General features: G+C 67.9%; 12 protein-coding genes and 1 pseudogene. 6 read left to right on the top strand and 7 right to left on the bottom strand.

Annotated features, from left to right (window positions below; translation table 11 throughout):
• Positions 1-16: 16 nt before the first annotated feature.
• Positions 17-1,234, top strand: coding sequence for a hypothetical protein (locus ABD858_RS36180; RefSeq protein WP_345045880.1), 1,218 nt, complete (start codon positions 17-19; stop codon positions 1,232-1,234).
• Here the strand turns inward: ABD858_RS36180 and ABD858_RS36175 are convergent.
• Entirely contained in the window at positions 1,218-3,038 is a 1,821-nt protein-coding gene (locus tag ABD858_RS36175) for an asparagine synthase-related protein (protein ID WP_345045879.1), read from the bottom strand. The two genes, ABD858_RS36180 and ABD858_RS36175, sit on opposite strands and share 17 nt — an antisense overlap.
• Position 3,039: 1 nt before the next feature.
• On the bottom strand, positions 3,040-3,663 hold the full coding sequence (locus ABD858_RS36170) for a lasso peptide biosynthesis B2 protein (RefSeq protein WP_345045878.1): 624 nt from the start codon (positions 3,661-3,663) through the stop codon (positions 3,040-3,042).
• Positions 3,664-4,024: 361 nt separating this feature from the next.
• Between ABD858_RS36170 and ABD858_RS36165 the strand changes: the two are divergent.
• Positions 4,025-4,465 (top strand): annotated as a pseudogene (locus tag ABD858_RS36165) (S8 family serine peptidase); the annotation flags it as partial.
• Positions 4,466-4,650: 185 nt separating this feature from the next.
• Here ABD858_RS36165 and ABD858_RS36160 read toward each other — a convergent pair.
• Together ABD858_RS36160 and ABD858_RS36155 are read right to left on the bottom strand one after the other, a co-directional pair.
• A complete protein-coding gene (locus ABD858_RS36160; RefSeq protein ID WP_345045876.1) occupies positions 4,651-5,667 on the bottom strand; it encodes a DUF2278 family protein in 1,017 nt (338 codons plus the stop codon).
• 412 nt (positions 5,668-6,079) lie between these two features.
• Positions 6,080-6,235: a hypothetical protein gene (locus ABD858_RS36155; protein WP_345045875.1), complete on the bottom strand. Its 156-nt coding sequence runs from the start codon at positions 6,233-6,235 to the stop codon at positions 6,080-6,082.
• 524 nt (positions 6,236-6,759) lie between these two features.
• Between ABD858_RS36155 and ABD858_RS36150 the strand changes: the two genes are divergently transcribed.
• From ABD858_RS36150 to ABD858_RS36135, 4 genes are all read left to right on the top strand, one after another.
• Positions 6,760-7,152 (top strand): hypothetical protein, encoded by a 393-nt coding sequence (locus ABD858_RS36150; protein WP_345045873.1) that lies wholly within the window; start codon positions 6,760-6,762, stop codon positions 7,150-7,152.
• A 107-nt stretch (positions 7,153-7,259) separates the two neighbouring features.
• On the top strand, positions 7,260-7,481 hold the full coding sequence (locus ABD858_RS36145) for a hypothetical protein (RefSeq protein WP_345045870.1): 222 nt from the start codon (positions 7,260-7,262) through the stop codon (positions 7,479-7,481).
• A 118-nt stretch (positions 7,482-7,599) separates the two neighbouring features.
• Positions 7,600-11,763: a carboxypeptidase regulatory-like domain-containing protein gene (locus ABD858_RS36140; RefSeq protein ID WP_345045868.1), complete on the top strand. Its 4,164-nt coding sequence runs from the start codon at positions 7,600-7,602 to the stop codon at positions 11,761-11,763.
• A 654-nt stretch (positions 11,764-12,417) separates the two neighbouring features.
• Positions 12,418-13,815, top strand: a complete 1,398-nt coding sequence (locus ABD858_RS36135) for a M1 family metallopeptidase (protein WP_345045964.1) — start codon at positions 12,418-12,420, stop codon at positions 13,813-13,815.
• Between the two features lie 157 nt (positions 13,816-13,972).
• Here ABD858_RS36135 and ABD858_RS36130 read toward each other — a convergent pair whose 3' ends face one another.
• From ABD858_RS36130 to ABD858_RS36120, 3 genes are read right to left on the bottom strand one after another with little or no spacing between them, the layout of a single operon-like run.
• The gene (locus ABD858_RS36130) at positions 13,973-14,851 is read right to left on the bottom strand and encodes a cytochrome c biogenesis CcdA family protein (RefSeq protein WP_345045866.1); all 879 of its coding nucleotides are present in this window, start codon (positions 14,849-14,851) and stop codon (positions 13,973-13,975) included.
• On the bottom strand, positions 14,848-15,594 hold the full coding sequence (locus ABD858_RS36125; protein WP_345045864.1) for a DsbA family protein: 747 nt from the start codon (positions 15,592-15,594) through the stop codon (positions 14,848-14,850). Before ABD858_RS36125 ends, ABD858_RS36130 begins: the two co-directional genes overlap by 4 nt.
• Before the next feature lie 49 nt (positions 15,595-15,643).
• Positions 15,644-16,138 (bottom strand): hypothetical protein, encoded by a 495-nt coding sequence (locus ABD858_RS36120; protein ID WP_345045861.1) that lies wholly within the window; start codon positions 16,136-16,138, stop codon positions 15,644-15,646.
• Positions 16,139-16,144 lie beyond the last annotated feature (6 nt).

Raw genomic sequence — 16,144 nt, 5'->3', positions numbered from 1 at the left:
ACGGTCACCGGCAGCAATGGTGCTGATCCTGCTGGTCCTCCTTCTGACAGCACTGCTGCTGAGTCGGTTCGGTATCGAAGACCTCATCGGGGCCCTTACCTACACAGGTCGCATCACCGGTGCCATCCTCATCCTGGTCTCGGCCACCACGTTGTTGGGCGCTGCCGCGGTCGTGGACCACTGGTTCCAGAACAGCTTCCCCTACTCCGGAATGGTCGCGCTGATCGGCACGGTCGCGGCATTGTTGGCCAACGCCATCCTCCTGTTCGCGACATTCAATGTCGGCGATTCCACGGCCTACCTGGTGCTGTGGTGCTTGCTCACGGCGGGTTCCGCATGGGCTGTCTTCGCGGTGTGGCGGACATCGGTCGTGATCCCCGCTCCGAAGCGACTGGCCGCGGCACTGATCGTCTCCTCGGGTCTCGCAATAGCCAGTTTCGGCTACCAGGACATCTACCAGCCGTACCAGCGCGGGGCCAAGCCTCTCATCAAGATAACCGTGGGCAAGCCTGTGCTGAGTCAGGACCGTAAGGCATTCGCCGTGCCGGTCGACATCACGCTCGAGAACCACAGCGATGTGAGCTTCTACCTGCTCGGCGCCGAGTTCCACGCCATGGGGGAACGGGTGCTGCTGAGCGCGAACGACCGGCTCCGCAAGCAATGGCGTGCTGATGCCGAGCAGTGGAGCAAATTCCAGGAGAAACACCCGCTCTCCCGCAGGGAGATCCACCAGCCCGGCGAATTGGTGGCGGCGCAGCCATGGGTGCCCGCCGGAAACTGGATCGAGGCGGGCGATGCATTCTTCACCCAAACGGTTGTGCAACTGCCCATCGACACGAAGTACGACCAGTTGGCGTTCTACGCCACCGCGAGCTTCGCGCGCAAGGACCGGCTCGGCCTGTACCAGATCGACTTGGAAGGGTACTCGTGGTCTGGCGGCAAGGTGCCCCGGTGGATGAAGAAACTGAAGAACCTCGACACCGTCATCTACCGCGGCAGGGTGCACGAAAACAACGCGATCGCCACGCATACGAGGGACCCCCGCTACGTCACGGTCTATTGGCAGTTCGGCACGAATGGCGCAGCCCTGGCGGAAACTATCACGCGAAACGGCGAGGAAGACCGCGAACTTACCGAAGCGGAATCGGACCTGTTGGTGAAACGGTACGGTCTCGTCAACGCCGCAACGGGCCCGATCGAACGGACGCTGTGGGACGTCAAGAGCCAGCGATGACCGGCGCGGCCGCACCGTGCGCGCGGGAGCGCTGGTCCAATTGCTCCAGCCACACCACGAGGGCGAGTGAGCTGTTCATACGGTCCCAGGAGTAGGAGTCCCCTATGCCGAGCTGCGCCTCCCTCACTGCCCGGCACAGCGTCTCGACGTCGAACATCTCCGCAACCAGCGGATGCCTCGCGGAGCGGCAGAGGTCGATGAGTTCGTCGCCGTGTGTCCGCAGGCCGCGGGCGAAGAGCTGGTTGAAGGGGATCTTGACCGCTCGGCTGCAGATCCGGGACGGGAGCAGATCCGCCATGGCCTCACGCAGAACGGCCTTCGGACGGCCTGGACGAAACGTGGTTCCGGCGGGGAGGCGGCGCATCGTGGCGATGACCTCCGAGTCGAGGAAGGGGTGCGAGAGGAAGAATCCGTCCTGCCGAGCGCGGCGCCAGGACAGCGGGTCGGGAGCGGCGAGGTAATTGGCCGCGTCGTACAGAGACTGTTCGGGCTTGTGCCCGAACACAAAGCGGCTCTCCTCGATGCTGGCCTCACGGTAGCCGTGAGCCCGCGCAAATCCGGATCGCAGCCATCGTGGGCGCGCGAAGTTGCCGAGGCCGCCGAGCACCGTTCCGCGGCGGCACACGAGCGCTGTGATCCGTTCGGCTGCCAGCGGAAGAGCCGGCTGCACGACGTAGGCGCAGACAACGTCCCGCAAGCCCCGCTCGCTGCCCGCGGCCCAGGCACGTGCCTGCTTCGTCATCTGCCGGAGCTGTCCTGTGCGGGCCAACCTATGCAGGTGAAATGGGTTGGCGTCCGCGATCGGATCGGCCCCACAGCCGGTCATGAGGGTGTCACAGTCCAGTTCCGCCGCAGCGGCATGAAGCCTGCTCCAGAACGGGGCGCGGAAGGCGTGCGCATGAGGCTCATCCGGGTCTCCCGCGTGGTGCTGGAAGTCGTCGAAGTCGGCCACGTCGTCGACATCGACGATCACCGGGCGGGCTGCGGGTGCGTGGCGGCGGATCTCCTCCATCGCCTCGTCGAGGTAGGGCTGCTCCCCAGCCAGTTCTCCCCCGCCGAAGCGCCCGGCGAGCAGGACAAGGTCCCCAGGCTGGCCCTGTCCCGCGGCCAGCAGACGCGCTGCGAGCAAGGCGATGCTGGTGGAGTCGGTGCCGCCGGAGACGTGGCATGCCGTCATCCTGCCCATACGGCGCCCGACAGCGTTCTCCAGTGCGAGGCGCAGGTCCATCGCGGCCCCGCTGAGGCGGGGTCCGTCTGCCGCCGGTTCCGGCGGGTCGTGGGCCTGACAGGCGCGTCGCAGTACCCGACCGCGTATCTGCCCAGTGATCGAAAGCTCCACCACCTCGCCGCCAAGGATCCGATGTACCCCGACGAAAGGGGTGAGTTCCGAGTGCGGTTGCGCCATGTTCCCGGTCAGGTACCGGCAGAAGTAGCGACGTTCCAGCTCTGCCGCGCCGCCCAGGCGGCGCGCCGAGGTACTCACCGCGCTCACACAGCCGCCGGACTCCTTGAAGAACAGGGGAATACGCGCATGCTCGTCCCGCATCAGCAGGATGCGGTCGCGGCACACCAGGACAGCCGCGTAGTCGCCGGTCGGCAGGCGCGGTGCGGCTCCCGGTCGGCTGAAATCATCAAGGAGGCCGCGCGCGCCCGCAACGCGGCCTTTGACCGAGCCGACCCAGCCGACGACCACCGCGGTACCGGCCCGTGAGGAGACCGTCGTCACGAGTCCCTGCTGCGCCATGGCCCCGGCTGCCCAGAGCTTCGGTGCGCCCCCTGCCCACTCCAGGCGGAGTGCTTCCACGTCACCGCCCTCCCCCGTTGATCGAGAGAACCGGCGCGAACGCGTGCCCGCGCGGATCGGCGTCAGGGATGCACAGGTCCGCCGAAGACGTCCAGGCATGCAAGGCGAACGGGTGCTCGCGCACACCGACGTGAAGAACGGCCTTCAGGCCACGCCGCCGCAGCAGGACGAAAGCCGTCACGGCCTCGGCCTTGCAGTCGTCGTTGACGAACCAGCTTCTGCGACTGTGTGATTGCACTGCTCGTTTCAGCCGTGCGACATCCTCCGCCGAAGGAGGGTCTGCACGGGCATAATCCGGGGCTGCCAGGGACAGGAGCCGCAGGACGCGCCCGAATCCCATGGTCCGGATCAGCAGGTGCACTGCGCGCAGCCAGAGCCCGACCTCGATGTCCGAATGCTCCCTTCGGCGGGCCGTCGCACACCCGGCGCGGATGAGACCGGTGACAAGTTCGGCGCGTTCCTCAGAGCTTCCGTCAGCGAACTTCTGGATGTCTGCCGTCGTCATTCCAAGAAAACGCGTCCGCCTCCAGTCCGCAATCAGCGCTCCGCTGGACATCCTGGTGACACGGCAGTGCGGTGACAGGATCCGCGTCATGGCTACCAGGGCATCGGCTTCCTCTGCCACCGCACATCCTCCAAGGTCGGCCTGCCGCAGTGACCCTGCTTCAGGCCCGGTTCGACTGGTGGACGGTGTCAGGACTGGTGTCCGTGACCGTCGTAGAAGCCGCCGCTGAAGCCCCGGATCAGACGGCCGTTACCGAGAAGGACAAGCCCATGCGGCATACGCCGCCGCAGCAGTCGGAGAAACATCGCTCACCTCCAGGATCAGGCAACATCGATCAAATCCAGGCTACTCTGGCCTATATCCCCCGCAACCGGACTGAGGGTACCCGTGCCGCGAGGTACGAGCGGTTCGCCGGACTGCCGCTACTGCCTACGTGGGCCCTCCACAAGGGCTTGATGGGTGCTCTTGGGGGAGTAGTCACGGGCTCGGCTGGGGCCAGCAGCAGGCCGGGAATGTCCTCCGGTTCAACACCCCCGGCTGGGGCGACTCCGGACCCGACCACACCGGCTTCGACGCCGTGTGGAACGGCAGGTCCATCAAGCAGACCACCGAGGTCTATGTCGACGGGGCGCGCGTCGACCGGCGCACAGGCTCGGCCGGGTATGTGTGGACCGCCGATCCGGCCGAGCAAACCTACAGGGTCGTCACCGACACCGCGCTCGACCCCGCTCGCTGGAAGCTGTCCACGAAGGGCCACGCCGAGTGGACCTTCAAGTCCGCCGCGACGCCCGCCGACAAGTGGACGTTCCTGCCGCTGCTCAACGTCGGTTTCGACGTCGGCACCGACCTCGCGGGCGATGTCCGTGCCGGGCAGCGTCTGCCCGTCGGGATCTGCTCCGAGTACGTCAAGGGCCCGCCGGACGGGTAAGCCGGGAAGCTGGGAATCACCGTGCTCTCGACGGGGAGTCGTGGGGGCGGTGCAGCTGCGGCAGTTCGTCCAGTCGCGACGGCCCCAGGCCAGGCCTGACGGCCCGAGGCGCGGCCGCACCCCGTGGGCATGGGTGCGGCCGCGTCATCGCGTCGCGCGAGGGCGGCGAGTCGAGCGGATCAGAAGGTGATGGTCCGTCCCTCGGCCGAGGCTTGGCGGCCGGTGTACGAGACACCGTGGATCTTGAGGCCCGACGGATTGAGCAGGGTGATGGCGCCGCCGTGGTTGCCCAGCTGGAATCCGTCGGCGACCGTGACGGCGAGGGTGGCGCCGGCAGCCAGGGGCTGGGACGGCAGCCGCAGGCGATGCTTCTGCTGGTCGGACAGGTGCCACCCGCTGAGGTCGATCGCGGCCGCGGAGGCGTTGAGCAGGGTGACCGTCTCGGCCTCCGGTGCCGGGCCGGCCGGGTTGACCAGGGCGGCGACGATCCGCAGGGGCTCCTCGCGGTCCGTGGGGCGCGGCGGGGCGGTGTCGATGGGCTGGCCGGTGACGTCGTCCGTGTGCCATTTCTGGGACTGGAAAGCGAGGAAGACAGCCACCCAGCGGTTCTCGGGGAGCAGATGAAGGAGCAGCCCGCCGTCCTGCCAGACTCCGTTGTCCTTGCGGAACTTCTTGTCGGTGCTGCCCTGGTTCATGTGCACGTCATGGACGCCGTTGCCGACAGGGAAGCCGAACACCTCGTCCGGCTGGCCCGGCTCGGGGCCGAACCGCGCCCCGAACACAAAGACTCCCGTGGTCGGCTCGTCGATCGCCCGTAGCACATAGTGGTCGAGCAGGTCCGCGAGGTCGTTGTCGACACCGGGCTTGTCGGGCGGGAGGATGCGCATCGACGAGGGATCGAAGAGGTTACCCCGGATGAAGTCGAGCGCGCCCGTGCCGGGCTGGGAGGAAAGGGCGTGCCAGCCGCTTCCGGCCTGCGGCAGCAGCTCCGTCACCGGGTGCCGGAAGTCGTCCACCACGGCGAACAGCAGGTCCGGCGGGGCCTGCGTCGAACTCGACTTGACGTTGACAGCGGCCCGGTAGTCGGTGCCGCTGTCGTCCTTGAGATGGATCTGGTAATGGGGCGTGTCCGTCGCGCCCTCCCGGCGACGCGCGACGGCGCGGGCCGCGAGCACACCGTACTTCTGTACAGGCATCTTTCGTCCTTCCGGCTTCCGGCCGAACAAGGGTCCACGACAGTTATCACCGGGCGGACCGACCTGTGGCGGCGGGTCGCGTGATGTTCACCCGGTTGCCTTCGCACGACCGGGCAGCCACCGTGCGGTCACTGCCGCAGCGCTCGTGGTCCGGCTCCGCTCGTGATCGCCAGGACAGTGGTCCCGGAAGCGATCCAATGCCTCACGGGTCGAGATGCTCTTCGTCCGATTGCCCGCGAATCCAGGTGATGCACTCCGGCCGAGCGCCCGTACCCGTACGGCAAAAATCCTCCAACGGCGGCACGGATCTGCGCAATCAGCGGAGGCCTGCGCGGGTCCTGGTGGAGCAGGCGGCGAGTCTGTCATAACGACGAAGCAGGAGCAGGCGTGGCGGTGGTGGGCGCGCCCATACTTACCGGGTTGCCCCCTGGACTGCCGCCTGTTGAGGCGTGTGGCGTGGGTGCGTGCGGTCACCCAGGAGCGACAGAGCGCCGATGACGATGGTGGTCAGTGCGCTCACGACGAAGGCGGTTCCGGATCCGGCGATGTCGAGCAGGGCGGCGGCCATGAGTCCGGCGGCTCCGTAGCCCGCTCCGGCTGCGGCGTACAAGACGGAGAAACCGGCTGCCCAGGCGTGCTGGGGAAGGCGTTACTGAAGGGCGAGGTTGCGAATGAGTGGTGTGCATCGTGAAGTTGCTGGTCACAGGTCTGGTGTGAAGGGCGGGAGAGATACTCACGCTGGTCGTCGGCCGGTGTCCACAATGAAGATCGCCTGCCCTGTCGGCCGGAGCCGTTCTCGGGTCTGCTGCGCTCGCCGTCCTGCCGTTCGTACGATCCGTGACCGGGCCGGGACGCCGGGAGGGCGCGGGAAGGATGTGGGGATGCAGGAGCTGGAGCGGATAACGGCTCGCCGGAATGAACTGGACGCGCTCAACGAGGAGTCGGCCAAGCAGCTGCGGGAGGTCCAGGACGAGCGGGAGGAGCTGGTGGCCGCCGAGCGGGTCCTGCACTTGGCTGACCGAGCAGGACCGGGCCACGACGGAGGCCGCCGCGGCCGTCACCCTGGCTTCTGCCCGGGTGGCGGGGCGGGCGGTGCTGCTGGTCCCGCACCGCAGCGAGACTCCCGACGAGGCCGCTTTGCCCGGCGACTACCGCAAGATCCTGGTGATCGTCCGGGCTGCCGACGGCCCGGTGCAGGTCAGGGGCGTCGTCGAAGAGCCGGGCGGAGGTGACGGTGCGCGGCAAGCTGGAGCCTTTGCGCGCGAAGTTGACCAGACTCGCCGACCGTGGCTGGCTGCACAAGCGACCCGACGGAGGGTTCACCGCACACCCATAGCCGCGCAAGACAAGTACGAAAGCGGCTTAACCGACGGGACCCCGGCGGCAGTTGAGTTTGGTGTGAAGGAAAACGACCACGCCGTCGAGGGCCCTGACGGCCCCATGTGGACATCATGCTTCCGCAGACAGCACCGTCCCCTCTCGTGAATGCTTATATGACGGGGGATCAACTCCTCGGTGGCCGCCTGCCGCGCACCAATGTCCACACCCAGGGCGCGATCCCCAGAGTGTGGCGCCGAACTTAGCCCTCGTACTTGGCGGATCACCGCCATGTCGACTTCCGCCATTCGCATCCCCTAGTCGACATCGCGGCGCAGTGGAAGAGTCCCGGTGCGCTGCCCGACGTGATCACGACAAACACCATCCGGCCGAAAGAGCCCGAGCAAGGCCTCGAGCTCCCCCTGATCACGGACACCAGTCAGTACCCGAGCACGCCGGGACGCGGAAACAAGTCGCAGTTGCAGAAGCGCGACTGAGCCGAGCTCCGCCTGCTTAAGAATTCACGATTTTGGTTTGCATGTACCCCGAGGAGAGCTGTACGTGTCTCATCCCCCATCCGCGCGACCATTCCGCCGCAGGTCGCGTCCGGTCGCGTTGGCCACAACGGTCGGACGTGTCTGCACGCTGATCGTGGCGCTCGCCGTTGCCGCACTCACGCTGATCGCCGTGCCGGCGGCGACCTCCGCCGCCTCCCCCTCCACCGAGAACCCTGTCCCGACCACAAAAGCCGCCGACGCCACCTCGCCTGGCCAGCACCCCACCAATCAGGTGTGCGCCACGCCGTCAAAAGCCGGCGAGATGTCCTGTCTCGCCATGGTCCGCACCGATATCGTCGCGGCGAAGGGTCTCCAGGCTGATGCCGCTCCCGCCGGTTTCGGCCCCGTCGACCTGCAGAGCGCGTACAACCTGCCCTCTGGCGGATCCACTGAGACGGTCGCGATCGTGGATGCGTTCGACAACCCGAACGTCGAGGCGGACCTGGCCGTCTACCGTCAGCAGTACGGGCTGCCGCCGTGCACCACGGCCAACGGCTGCTTCAAGAAGATCGACCAGCGCGGCGGCACGAACTATCCGCCACCGGACTCCGGGTGGGCCGCGGAAATCGCACTCGATGTCGACATGGTCAGCGCCACATGTCCGACCTGCAAGATCCTGCTGGTCGAGGCCGACGACAGCAACATAGAAAACCTCGGTGCGGCCGTGAACCAGGCGGTGGCCCAGGGCGCCAAGTACGTCTCCAACAGCTACGGCGGCCGCGAAGGTTCCGATCAAACCCAGGCCGACGATGCCTACTTCAACCATCCTGGTGTCGCGATCACCGTCAGCACCGGTGACTACGGTTACGGCGTCTCGTATCCGTCCTCGTCGCCGCATGTGACGGCGGTCGGTGGCACCTCGCTGGTCAAGAACGCCTCCACCACCCGCGGTTGGACCGAGGCGGCGTGGAGAGGTGCGGGCAGCGGCTGCTCGGAGTATGGGCCCAAGCCGTCGTTCCAGAAGGACACCGGCTGCGCGCGTCGTGCGGTCGCCGATGTGTCCGCAGTGGCGGACCCGAACACCGGTGTCGCGGTCTACCACGGCGGCTGGCAGGTCTTCGGCGGCACCAGCGCGTCCGCCCCGATCATCGCCTCGGCCTACGCGCTGGCCGGAACACCGGCGACGGGTTCGGCCCCGAACTCCTACCCGTATGCCCAGCCGTCCGCGCTCAACGATGTGACCTCCGGAATCAACGGCACGTGCACAGTTGCGTACCTGTGCAAGGCGGGGCCGGGTTATGACGGGCCGACCGGTCTCGGCACTCCGAACGGGCTCGCCGCGTTCCGTTCCGGGCCGCAGGGCACTGTCACGGGCACCGTCACCGACGGCACGGCTCCGCTGGCGGCAGTCAAGGTCACCGTGGGTGACGTCACGGCGATGACGGACGGGCAGGGGCACTTCACCCTGACCGTGCCACCGGGAACGTATGACGTCAGCGCGAGCAAGTTCGGGTACGCCGGCAAGACCGTGCCAGGTGTCGCGATCGCTGACGGGAAGACGGTGACCGAAGACTTCGCGCTGACCGCGAAGCCGCATGTCAACGTCACCGGAACGGTCCATGACGGTTCCGGTCAGGGCTGGCCGCTGTATGCGACCGTGCAGGTCAAGGATGAGCCGACCACGGTCGCCTACACCGACCCCAAGACGGGGAAGTACACCCTGAGCCTGCCCGCCGGGAACACGTACACTCTGCAGGTCGACCCGTTGTATCCGGGCTACCAGCAGGATTCTCAGGATGTTCAGGTGGGTTCGGCGGATGTGGCGCATGACGTCAATGCGTCGGTCGACCCGATGACCTGCAGCGCGGCCGGATACGGCTTCCACTACGCCGGTCCCACCGAGTCGTTCAACGGCGGCACCACGCCGTCGGGCTGGACCGTCGATGACAAGGTCGGCAACGGCCAGACCTGGGTGTTCAACGATCCAGGCAGGCGCGGCAACAGGACCGGCGGGTCCGGCGGCTTCGCCATCGTCGACAGCAGCAACTACGGTCACGGAAACACCCAGGACACGTCGCTGATCAGCCCGGTTATGGACTTCAGTCAGCGAACCCACCCTTCCCTGATCTTCCGCACCGACTACGACGGCTTCGCGTTCGGCCAGACCGGGGACGTCGATTTCAGCGTCGACGGCGGCCAGACGTGGACCAACGCCTGGCACCACACCAAGGACGACGCCCGGGGGCCGCGGACCGAGGTCGTGGACCTGTCCCAGGCGGCCGGCAAGGCCAACGTCCAGGTGAGGTTCCACCTCACCGCCAAGTGGGGGTGGTGGTGGCAGGTCGACGACGTCTTCCTCGGCGACCGCACCTGTGACCCGGCGGACGGCGGCCTGGTCGTCGGCCAGGTGACGGACAAGAACACCGGGGCCGGGCTCAACGGCGCCGTGGTGACCTCGGCCGACAAGCCCGCGGAGAAGACGACCTCGGTGGCGACGCCGAACGACCCGAAGCTGGGCGACGGCTTCTACTGGATGTTCTCCTCGCTCACCGGGGAGCACACCTTCTCCGCCACGGTGGGAAACTCCTACGTCTCACAGGACATCACCGTCGATGTGGCCCCGCATCGGGCAACTGACGGCACGTTCGCCCTGCCCGCACCCCGGATCGCGGTCAGCCCGGCCAAGCTCGGCAAGACGGTCGCCTGGAAGGGCCAGGGCAGCTCCACCCTGACCTTGAAGAACACCGGAACAGCCCCGGTGACCGCCAAGATCGATGAGCTGCCGGGCGTCCACCAGCCCGCCGCGCAGCCCGCCGCGGCGCAGCAAGGTGCTCCGCTGCAGGAGGTGAAGGGAAACTACAGCCCCCTGCGGTTGCGGCCCGGCAAGACCACGCAGACGGCGGTCAAGCCCTTGGCGACGCCGTACGAGGCACCGTGGACGACGGTGGCCGACTACCCCGTACCGATCATGGACAACGGTGTGGCGACCATCAACGGCAAGGTCTACTCAGTCGCCGGAACCGACGGGAAGCATATCCTCAACAAGGCCTACGTCTACGACCCGGACGCCCAGGGGTGGAATGCCCTGCCGAACCTGAGCGTCGCCCGGGAAGCGCCGCAGGCGGCCGCCTACGGTGGCAAGCTCTACGTCTTCGGCGGCTGGGGCGCGAACTCGAATCCGGTGGCCAAGACCGAAATCTACGACCCGCTGACCGGCGCCTGGTCCACCGGCGCCGACAACCCGAAACCACACGCCGGCGCCGCTGTGACCGTGCTGGGTGGCAAGATCTACATCGTCGGCGGCTGCACGTCCGACGCCTGCGGCACGACGGACGTGCAGGTGTACGACCCGGCCTCGAACTCCTGGAGTTCGAGCAAGGCCTACCCGGAGTCGACGTCCTGGCTCGGCTGCGGCGCCATCGCGAACAAGCTGTACTGCGCGGGCGGGTTGTCGGGAAGTACCACCACCGAGCACGCCTACAGCTACAATCCGTCGTCCGACAGTTGGACCCCCATCGCCGATCTGCCGATCGACCTGTGGGGAATGGGTTACTCAGCAGCAGGCGGCAAGCTCCTCGTGTCCGGTGGCGCGACCAACGGCTCCAGGACGCTCACCAATAAGGGCTACACCTACGACCCGGGTTCCAACACCTGGACCGCGCTGCCCAACTCCAACAGAACTTTCTACCGCGGTGGCTCCGCCTGCGGCCTCTACAAGATCGGAGGTACTACCGGAAGCTTCGTCGCCTTTACGACCTCGGAGCTGCTGCCCGGCTTCGACCAGTGCGCTGACACCACCGATGTCCCCTGGCTGTCGGAGGACAAGACCGATGTGACGCTTCAGCCGGGCGAGAGCGTTGACGTCGCCGTGAGCTTCGACGCGAACCTCTCCGAGATCACCCAGCCCGGCACGTTCACCGCGCAGCTCATGATCAGCGCGAAGACCCCGTACGGGATCGCGCCGGTGCCGGTGACGTTCGTGGTGAACCCGCCCAAGACCTGGGGGAAGATCACCGGGACGGTCACCGGAACCGACTGCACCGGCACGCCGACGCCACTGGCCGGAGCAACCGTGCGGATCACCTCGAAGAAGACGGCGAGCTACACGCTGAAGACCGACAAGAGCGGTCATTACTCGCTCTGGCTCGACGTCAGAAGCAACCCGCTCACGGTGACCGCGTCCAAGGACGGCTGGGCTTCGCAGACCGCATCGGCCGAGATTGAGCCGCGCGAGGCGACCACGGCCGACTTCTCTCTCAAACCCGACCCCACCTGCACCTGATCCAACGCCTGTGCGGGCCGGGGCCCGGCCCGCACAGGCAGCTGACGGCCCCGCCACCGATGGCGGGGCCGTCATTCTCGGAGTACGTCGGCCACCAGAACCGCCCGTTGACCCAGGTCGCGGAACTGCTCGGCTTCCTCCGTGCGCGCCGTATGCGGAGCGAACGCGGGGGACCAGAACGCCCAACACCGTTCGGGGCGTTCGGCTGAGCATGGGTCCTGGAAACAGGACTCACTCCCGCTCAGTCTCTAGGAACGGTTCGTCCTCGGCAGTGAGCAGCCGTGGAGCGAGGTGTCCACCGTGCTGGAGCCACTCCTTGATCACCCTGATGACGGCGGCGACCTCTCGCCCGCCGACTGCGCGGTGATCCTGGCCCGGCTGGAGGCCATCACCGATCAGTGGGCACAGGACAGCGTCGACGTGCTCCTCCACCAGCACATCGAAGAAGCCCGCCAACTGGCGGGCGTCCTGCGGCTCTGCATCGAGAAGAGCGTCCCGCTGCTCTTCCTGTCAACTTCCCATGACGCCGTCCCCCGACCCGCCCGCCCAGCAGCCGTGCACGTCGTCGTGTTCGGCCCAGGCAAACGGAACCGGCCCGCGCACTTCCCGCACACGGGGGCGCATGCCGGAAGCACTGTGGCACGATCGGCTGCCATGCCGTCCCTGCCCGCGTGGCCGTCAACAACCCCACGCCGTCTGCTCGCTGCCCTGCTCGCGCTGCTCGTCGGAGCCGGAGCCGGCGTCGCCGACGCCGTCCCCAAACCCACTGCCGCAGCGAAGATCGCCCAGGCCGCGACACCCGATCACCTGCGCTACGACGTGACCCTGCGCGCCGACGCCGACGGCACCCACTGGAAGGGCCGGCAGCGCGTGTCGTTCCGCAACGCCTCCGACCGGCCCCTGCACGAGGTGTACCTGCGGCTGTGGGGCAACGGCGAGGACGCCTGCGGCACTCCCGGCAGCCCCTCCCCCGTCGCCGTGTCCCGGGTACGCGGCGGCACGGCGGGCCAGCTCAGCGTGGACTGCACCGCGCTGCGCATCACCCTGCCCGCGCCTCTCGAGCGCGGCCGGCGCACGGCCGTCTCCTTCGACGTGTCCCTCACCGTGCCCGGGCGCAACAACCGCTTCGGCCGCGAGGGCGCGTTCCGTTTCCTCGGCAACGCGCTGCCCGTGCTCGCCGTGCACGACGCGACGGGATGGCACCTCGATCCGTACGTGTCGACCGGCGAGAGCTTCTACACCCTGGTCGGCGACTTCCAGGTCACGCTCGACCACCCGTCGGCCCTCAAAGTCCCGGCGACCGGCCACACCCGCACCAGCCCCGGCACGCCGGGGCGCACCCTCACGCACAGCGTCGCGCACCGGGTACGGGATTTCGCGTGGGCGGCAGGCCCGTTCCGTACCGCGGCCCGGACCACGCCCGGCGGCGTGCGGGTCAGATCGTACTGGGCACCCGACACGCCCGCCACGGGCGTGCGCCTCACCCGCCGGGACGGCGCCGCCGCCGTCGACCGGTTCAGCACGGAGTACGGCCGCTACCCCTACGGCGAGCTCGACCTGGTGATGACCCCGCAGTTCGGCGGCGGCATGGAATACCCCGGCCTGGTCCTGCTCGGCACCGCCGAGGAGGGCAGCGCCGTCGTCCACGAAGTAGCCCACCAGTGGTGGTACGGCATCGTCGGCAACGACCAATACCGTGCGCCCTGGCTGGACGAGAGCTTCGCCCAGTACGCCAACGCCCGCTTCTACGGCTGGGACACCCGTGACTGCTGGGACCCGGGCGAGTGGCCCGACGAGAACGCCGCGCTCACCAGCTCGATGGCCTACTGGGCGGAGCACCGTGGCGCATACCACCTCATCTACACCGCCGGCCCCTGCGCCCTGGCAGACCTGGAACGCACCCTCGGCACTGCCACCATGGCAAGCCTCCTCAAGCGCTACGCCCGCGACCACTGGTACGGCATCTCCACCACCGCCGACTTCAAGAAAACCGCCCAGTCCATGACCGACAAGGACCTGGCCTCCTTCTGGAAGACCCACCGCATCCGGTAAACCGGCGACGCCTTCTCTCTGGCGGGCACCGAACTCTGCGGCAATCGGACCTGTAAATTCCGTGGCCTCGACAACACCCTGGCTGCCCTGCGCCGTGCGGAATAACGCGAGGGGCGGCAGCCGGAGAACCGGCTCCCGCCCCTCGCGGGTCGGCCTGTCAGTGGGCAGCCGCACTGTCCCGTGCGGACGTCTCCTCGGCCGCCGGCCGTTTCCGCTGTGCTTGCCCTGGTCGTAGCAGAGCGAGCACAGCGCCCAGCGCCGCCGCACCGGCAAGGACGAGCAGTACTAGCCGGTCGGAAACCGCTGCACCAAGTGCGGACAATCGTTCCTCCCAGGCAAATTCGGTCTCGGCGCTCAGCAGCGAGGGCAGCGCCGACGTGCCGTCGAAGATCAGGAAGACCCCGCCGAGCGCGATGAAGACCAACCCGCCGATCACAGATGTGCTGTGCAGCGACACACGACCCACCTGGAAGGCCCGTCCGCGCAACCAGCGTTTGCGGCCTAGGTCGAACCGGTCCCACAGCAGCGCCAGCACGAACATCGGTACCGCCATTCCCAGCGCGTAGACCGCCAGCAGCACACCGCCGTGCACGGGATCACCGTCGACGGCCGTGACGGTGAGGATTCCGCCGAGGATCGGCCCCGCGCAAAACCCCGCCAGCCCATACACCGCACCGAGTGCGAACACCGAGAGAGCCGAGCCCGAACGCCGCTGGCCTGCTGCCTGCGCGATGCGCCGGGAGCCGAACCCGATGCCGGCGATCTGCGCCGCGCCCAGGGCGATGATCGACCACCCTCCGACCGTGACCAGTGTGTCCCGGTGACCGTAGAAGAGCCTGCTCGCGAACGAACCCGCCACCCCGAGCGGTACGAGAGTGGTGCACAGACCGATGTAGAACAGGACGGTTCGCGCCATCAGTCGGGTTCTGCTGGCGAAGGAGTAGGCAAAGAAAGCCGGCACCAACAGCGCGCTGCAGGGGCTGAGCAGGGCCAGCAGCCCTCCCAGAAAGGCCATGGCCAGGCTGACCTCGCTCACTGCTCGGCTGCTTTCGCCGCGGCCTCGATGGCCTCCTTGAAGGTGGCTGTGGGCTGTGCGCCCAGGATCGGCCTGCCGTTGATCAGAAACGCCGGGGTGCTGGTCACCCCCAGGTTGTAGCCCTCGTTCCGGTCCTGCTGCACGGCGTTGCGGGCCTTGTCGGAGGCCATGTCCGCCTGGAACCGATCCATGTCCTTCACGCCGGCTTCGCGGGCCATGGCGAGGAGCTTGTCGCTGCTGAACTCGCCGGAGTTGCGGTCACGGGGCTTGCCGTAGGCGACGTCGTGGAACTCCCAGAACTTCTTCTGCTGCCCGGCAGCCCACGCCGCCTGCGCGGCCTGCTGGGACTCCTCGCCGAAAATCGGGAAGTTGCGCCACTCCATGCGCAGGACACCCTTGTCCACATAGGAACGCAGCAGTTCCGGCTTGGTCGTACGGGCGAACTCTCCACAGAAGGGGCACTGGAAGTCGGAGTACTCGATCATCACCACCGGGGCGTCGGCGTGGCCGATCGCCAGTGCGTCCGCCGGGTCGCGGCGGGCGAGAGCGAGAAGGCTGTCATCGGCGGCCTCGGGTGAGCTGGACTCGGCCACGGTAACGGGTTCGCGTGCGGCCCTGTCACGGTCGCCGGAGTCGTCCAGTGTGAGCGCGAAGACCGCGGTAGCCGCCGCCACGACGAGGACGGCCGCTGCCGCGATGGTCCGCCGGCGGCTGCGACGGGGAGTAGAGGTGGATGCAGTCATGGAATGCCTCTGATGGTGAGCAACAAGGGGGAAAGCCGGCCGCCCTGGTTCAGGTGGCGGCCGTGACCGGGCACTCGGCCTGGGACGACAGGCGGCGCAGCGCTGCCTCGGCGAGCAGCACCACGGAGACGACCGCGAGCAGCGGCTGCAGGGGCGCCCAGTAGCTCAAGGCTCCCGAGGCTCCGAGGAGGACGAGGACGAGCTTGTTGCAGACCGGGCAGCCGACGGCGAAGAACGACAAGACTCCGCCGATCGCCCCCATGCGACCGCCGTCCTCGGGCGGAGCCTGCGAAGGGGCGGCGGGGCGGCGGACGTAGGTACTCAGGACGATGCCGGCCAGCAGGGCGGTGACGGCCAGCGCCGGGTAGTTCCACCACTGCACGGGGATCGATCGGCCGAAAAGCGGGTTGGGCACCACGGCGGTGGGCGCGCCGACGACGAGGGCCGTGGCCAGGGCACCGACGCCCGCCACGGTCCACTGGCGCGTCTGCCACGCACGCAGTGCCGTACCCGCCCGGCTCAGTGAGCGCCGAGAAGAAGACATGCTGAA

It is taken from the genome of Streptomyces sannanensis, from assembly GCF_039536205.1.
Lineage (GTDB): Bacteria > Actinomycetota > Actinomycetes > Streptomycetales > Streptomycetaceae > Streptomyces > Streptomyces sannanensis.
The sequence above is the reverse complement of the archived record's forward strand: the minus strand, read 5'-3'. Positions and strand labels throughout refer to the sequence as shown.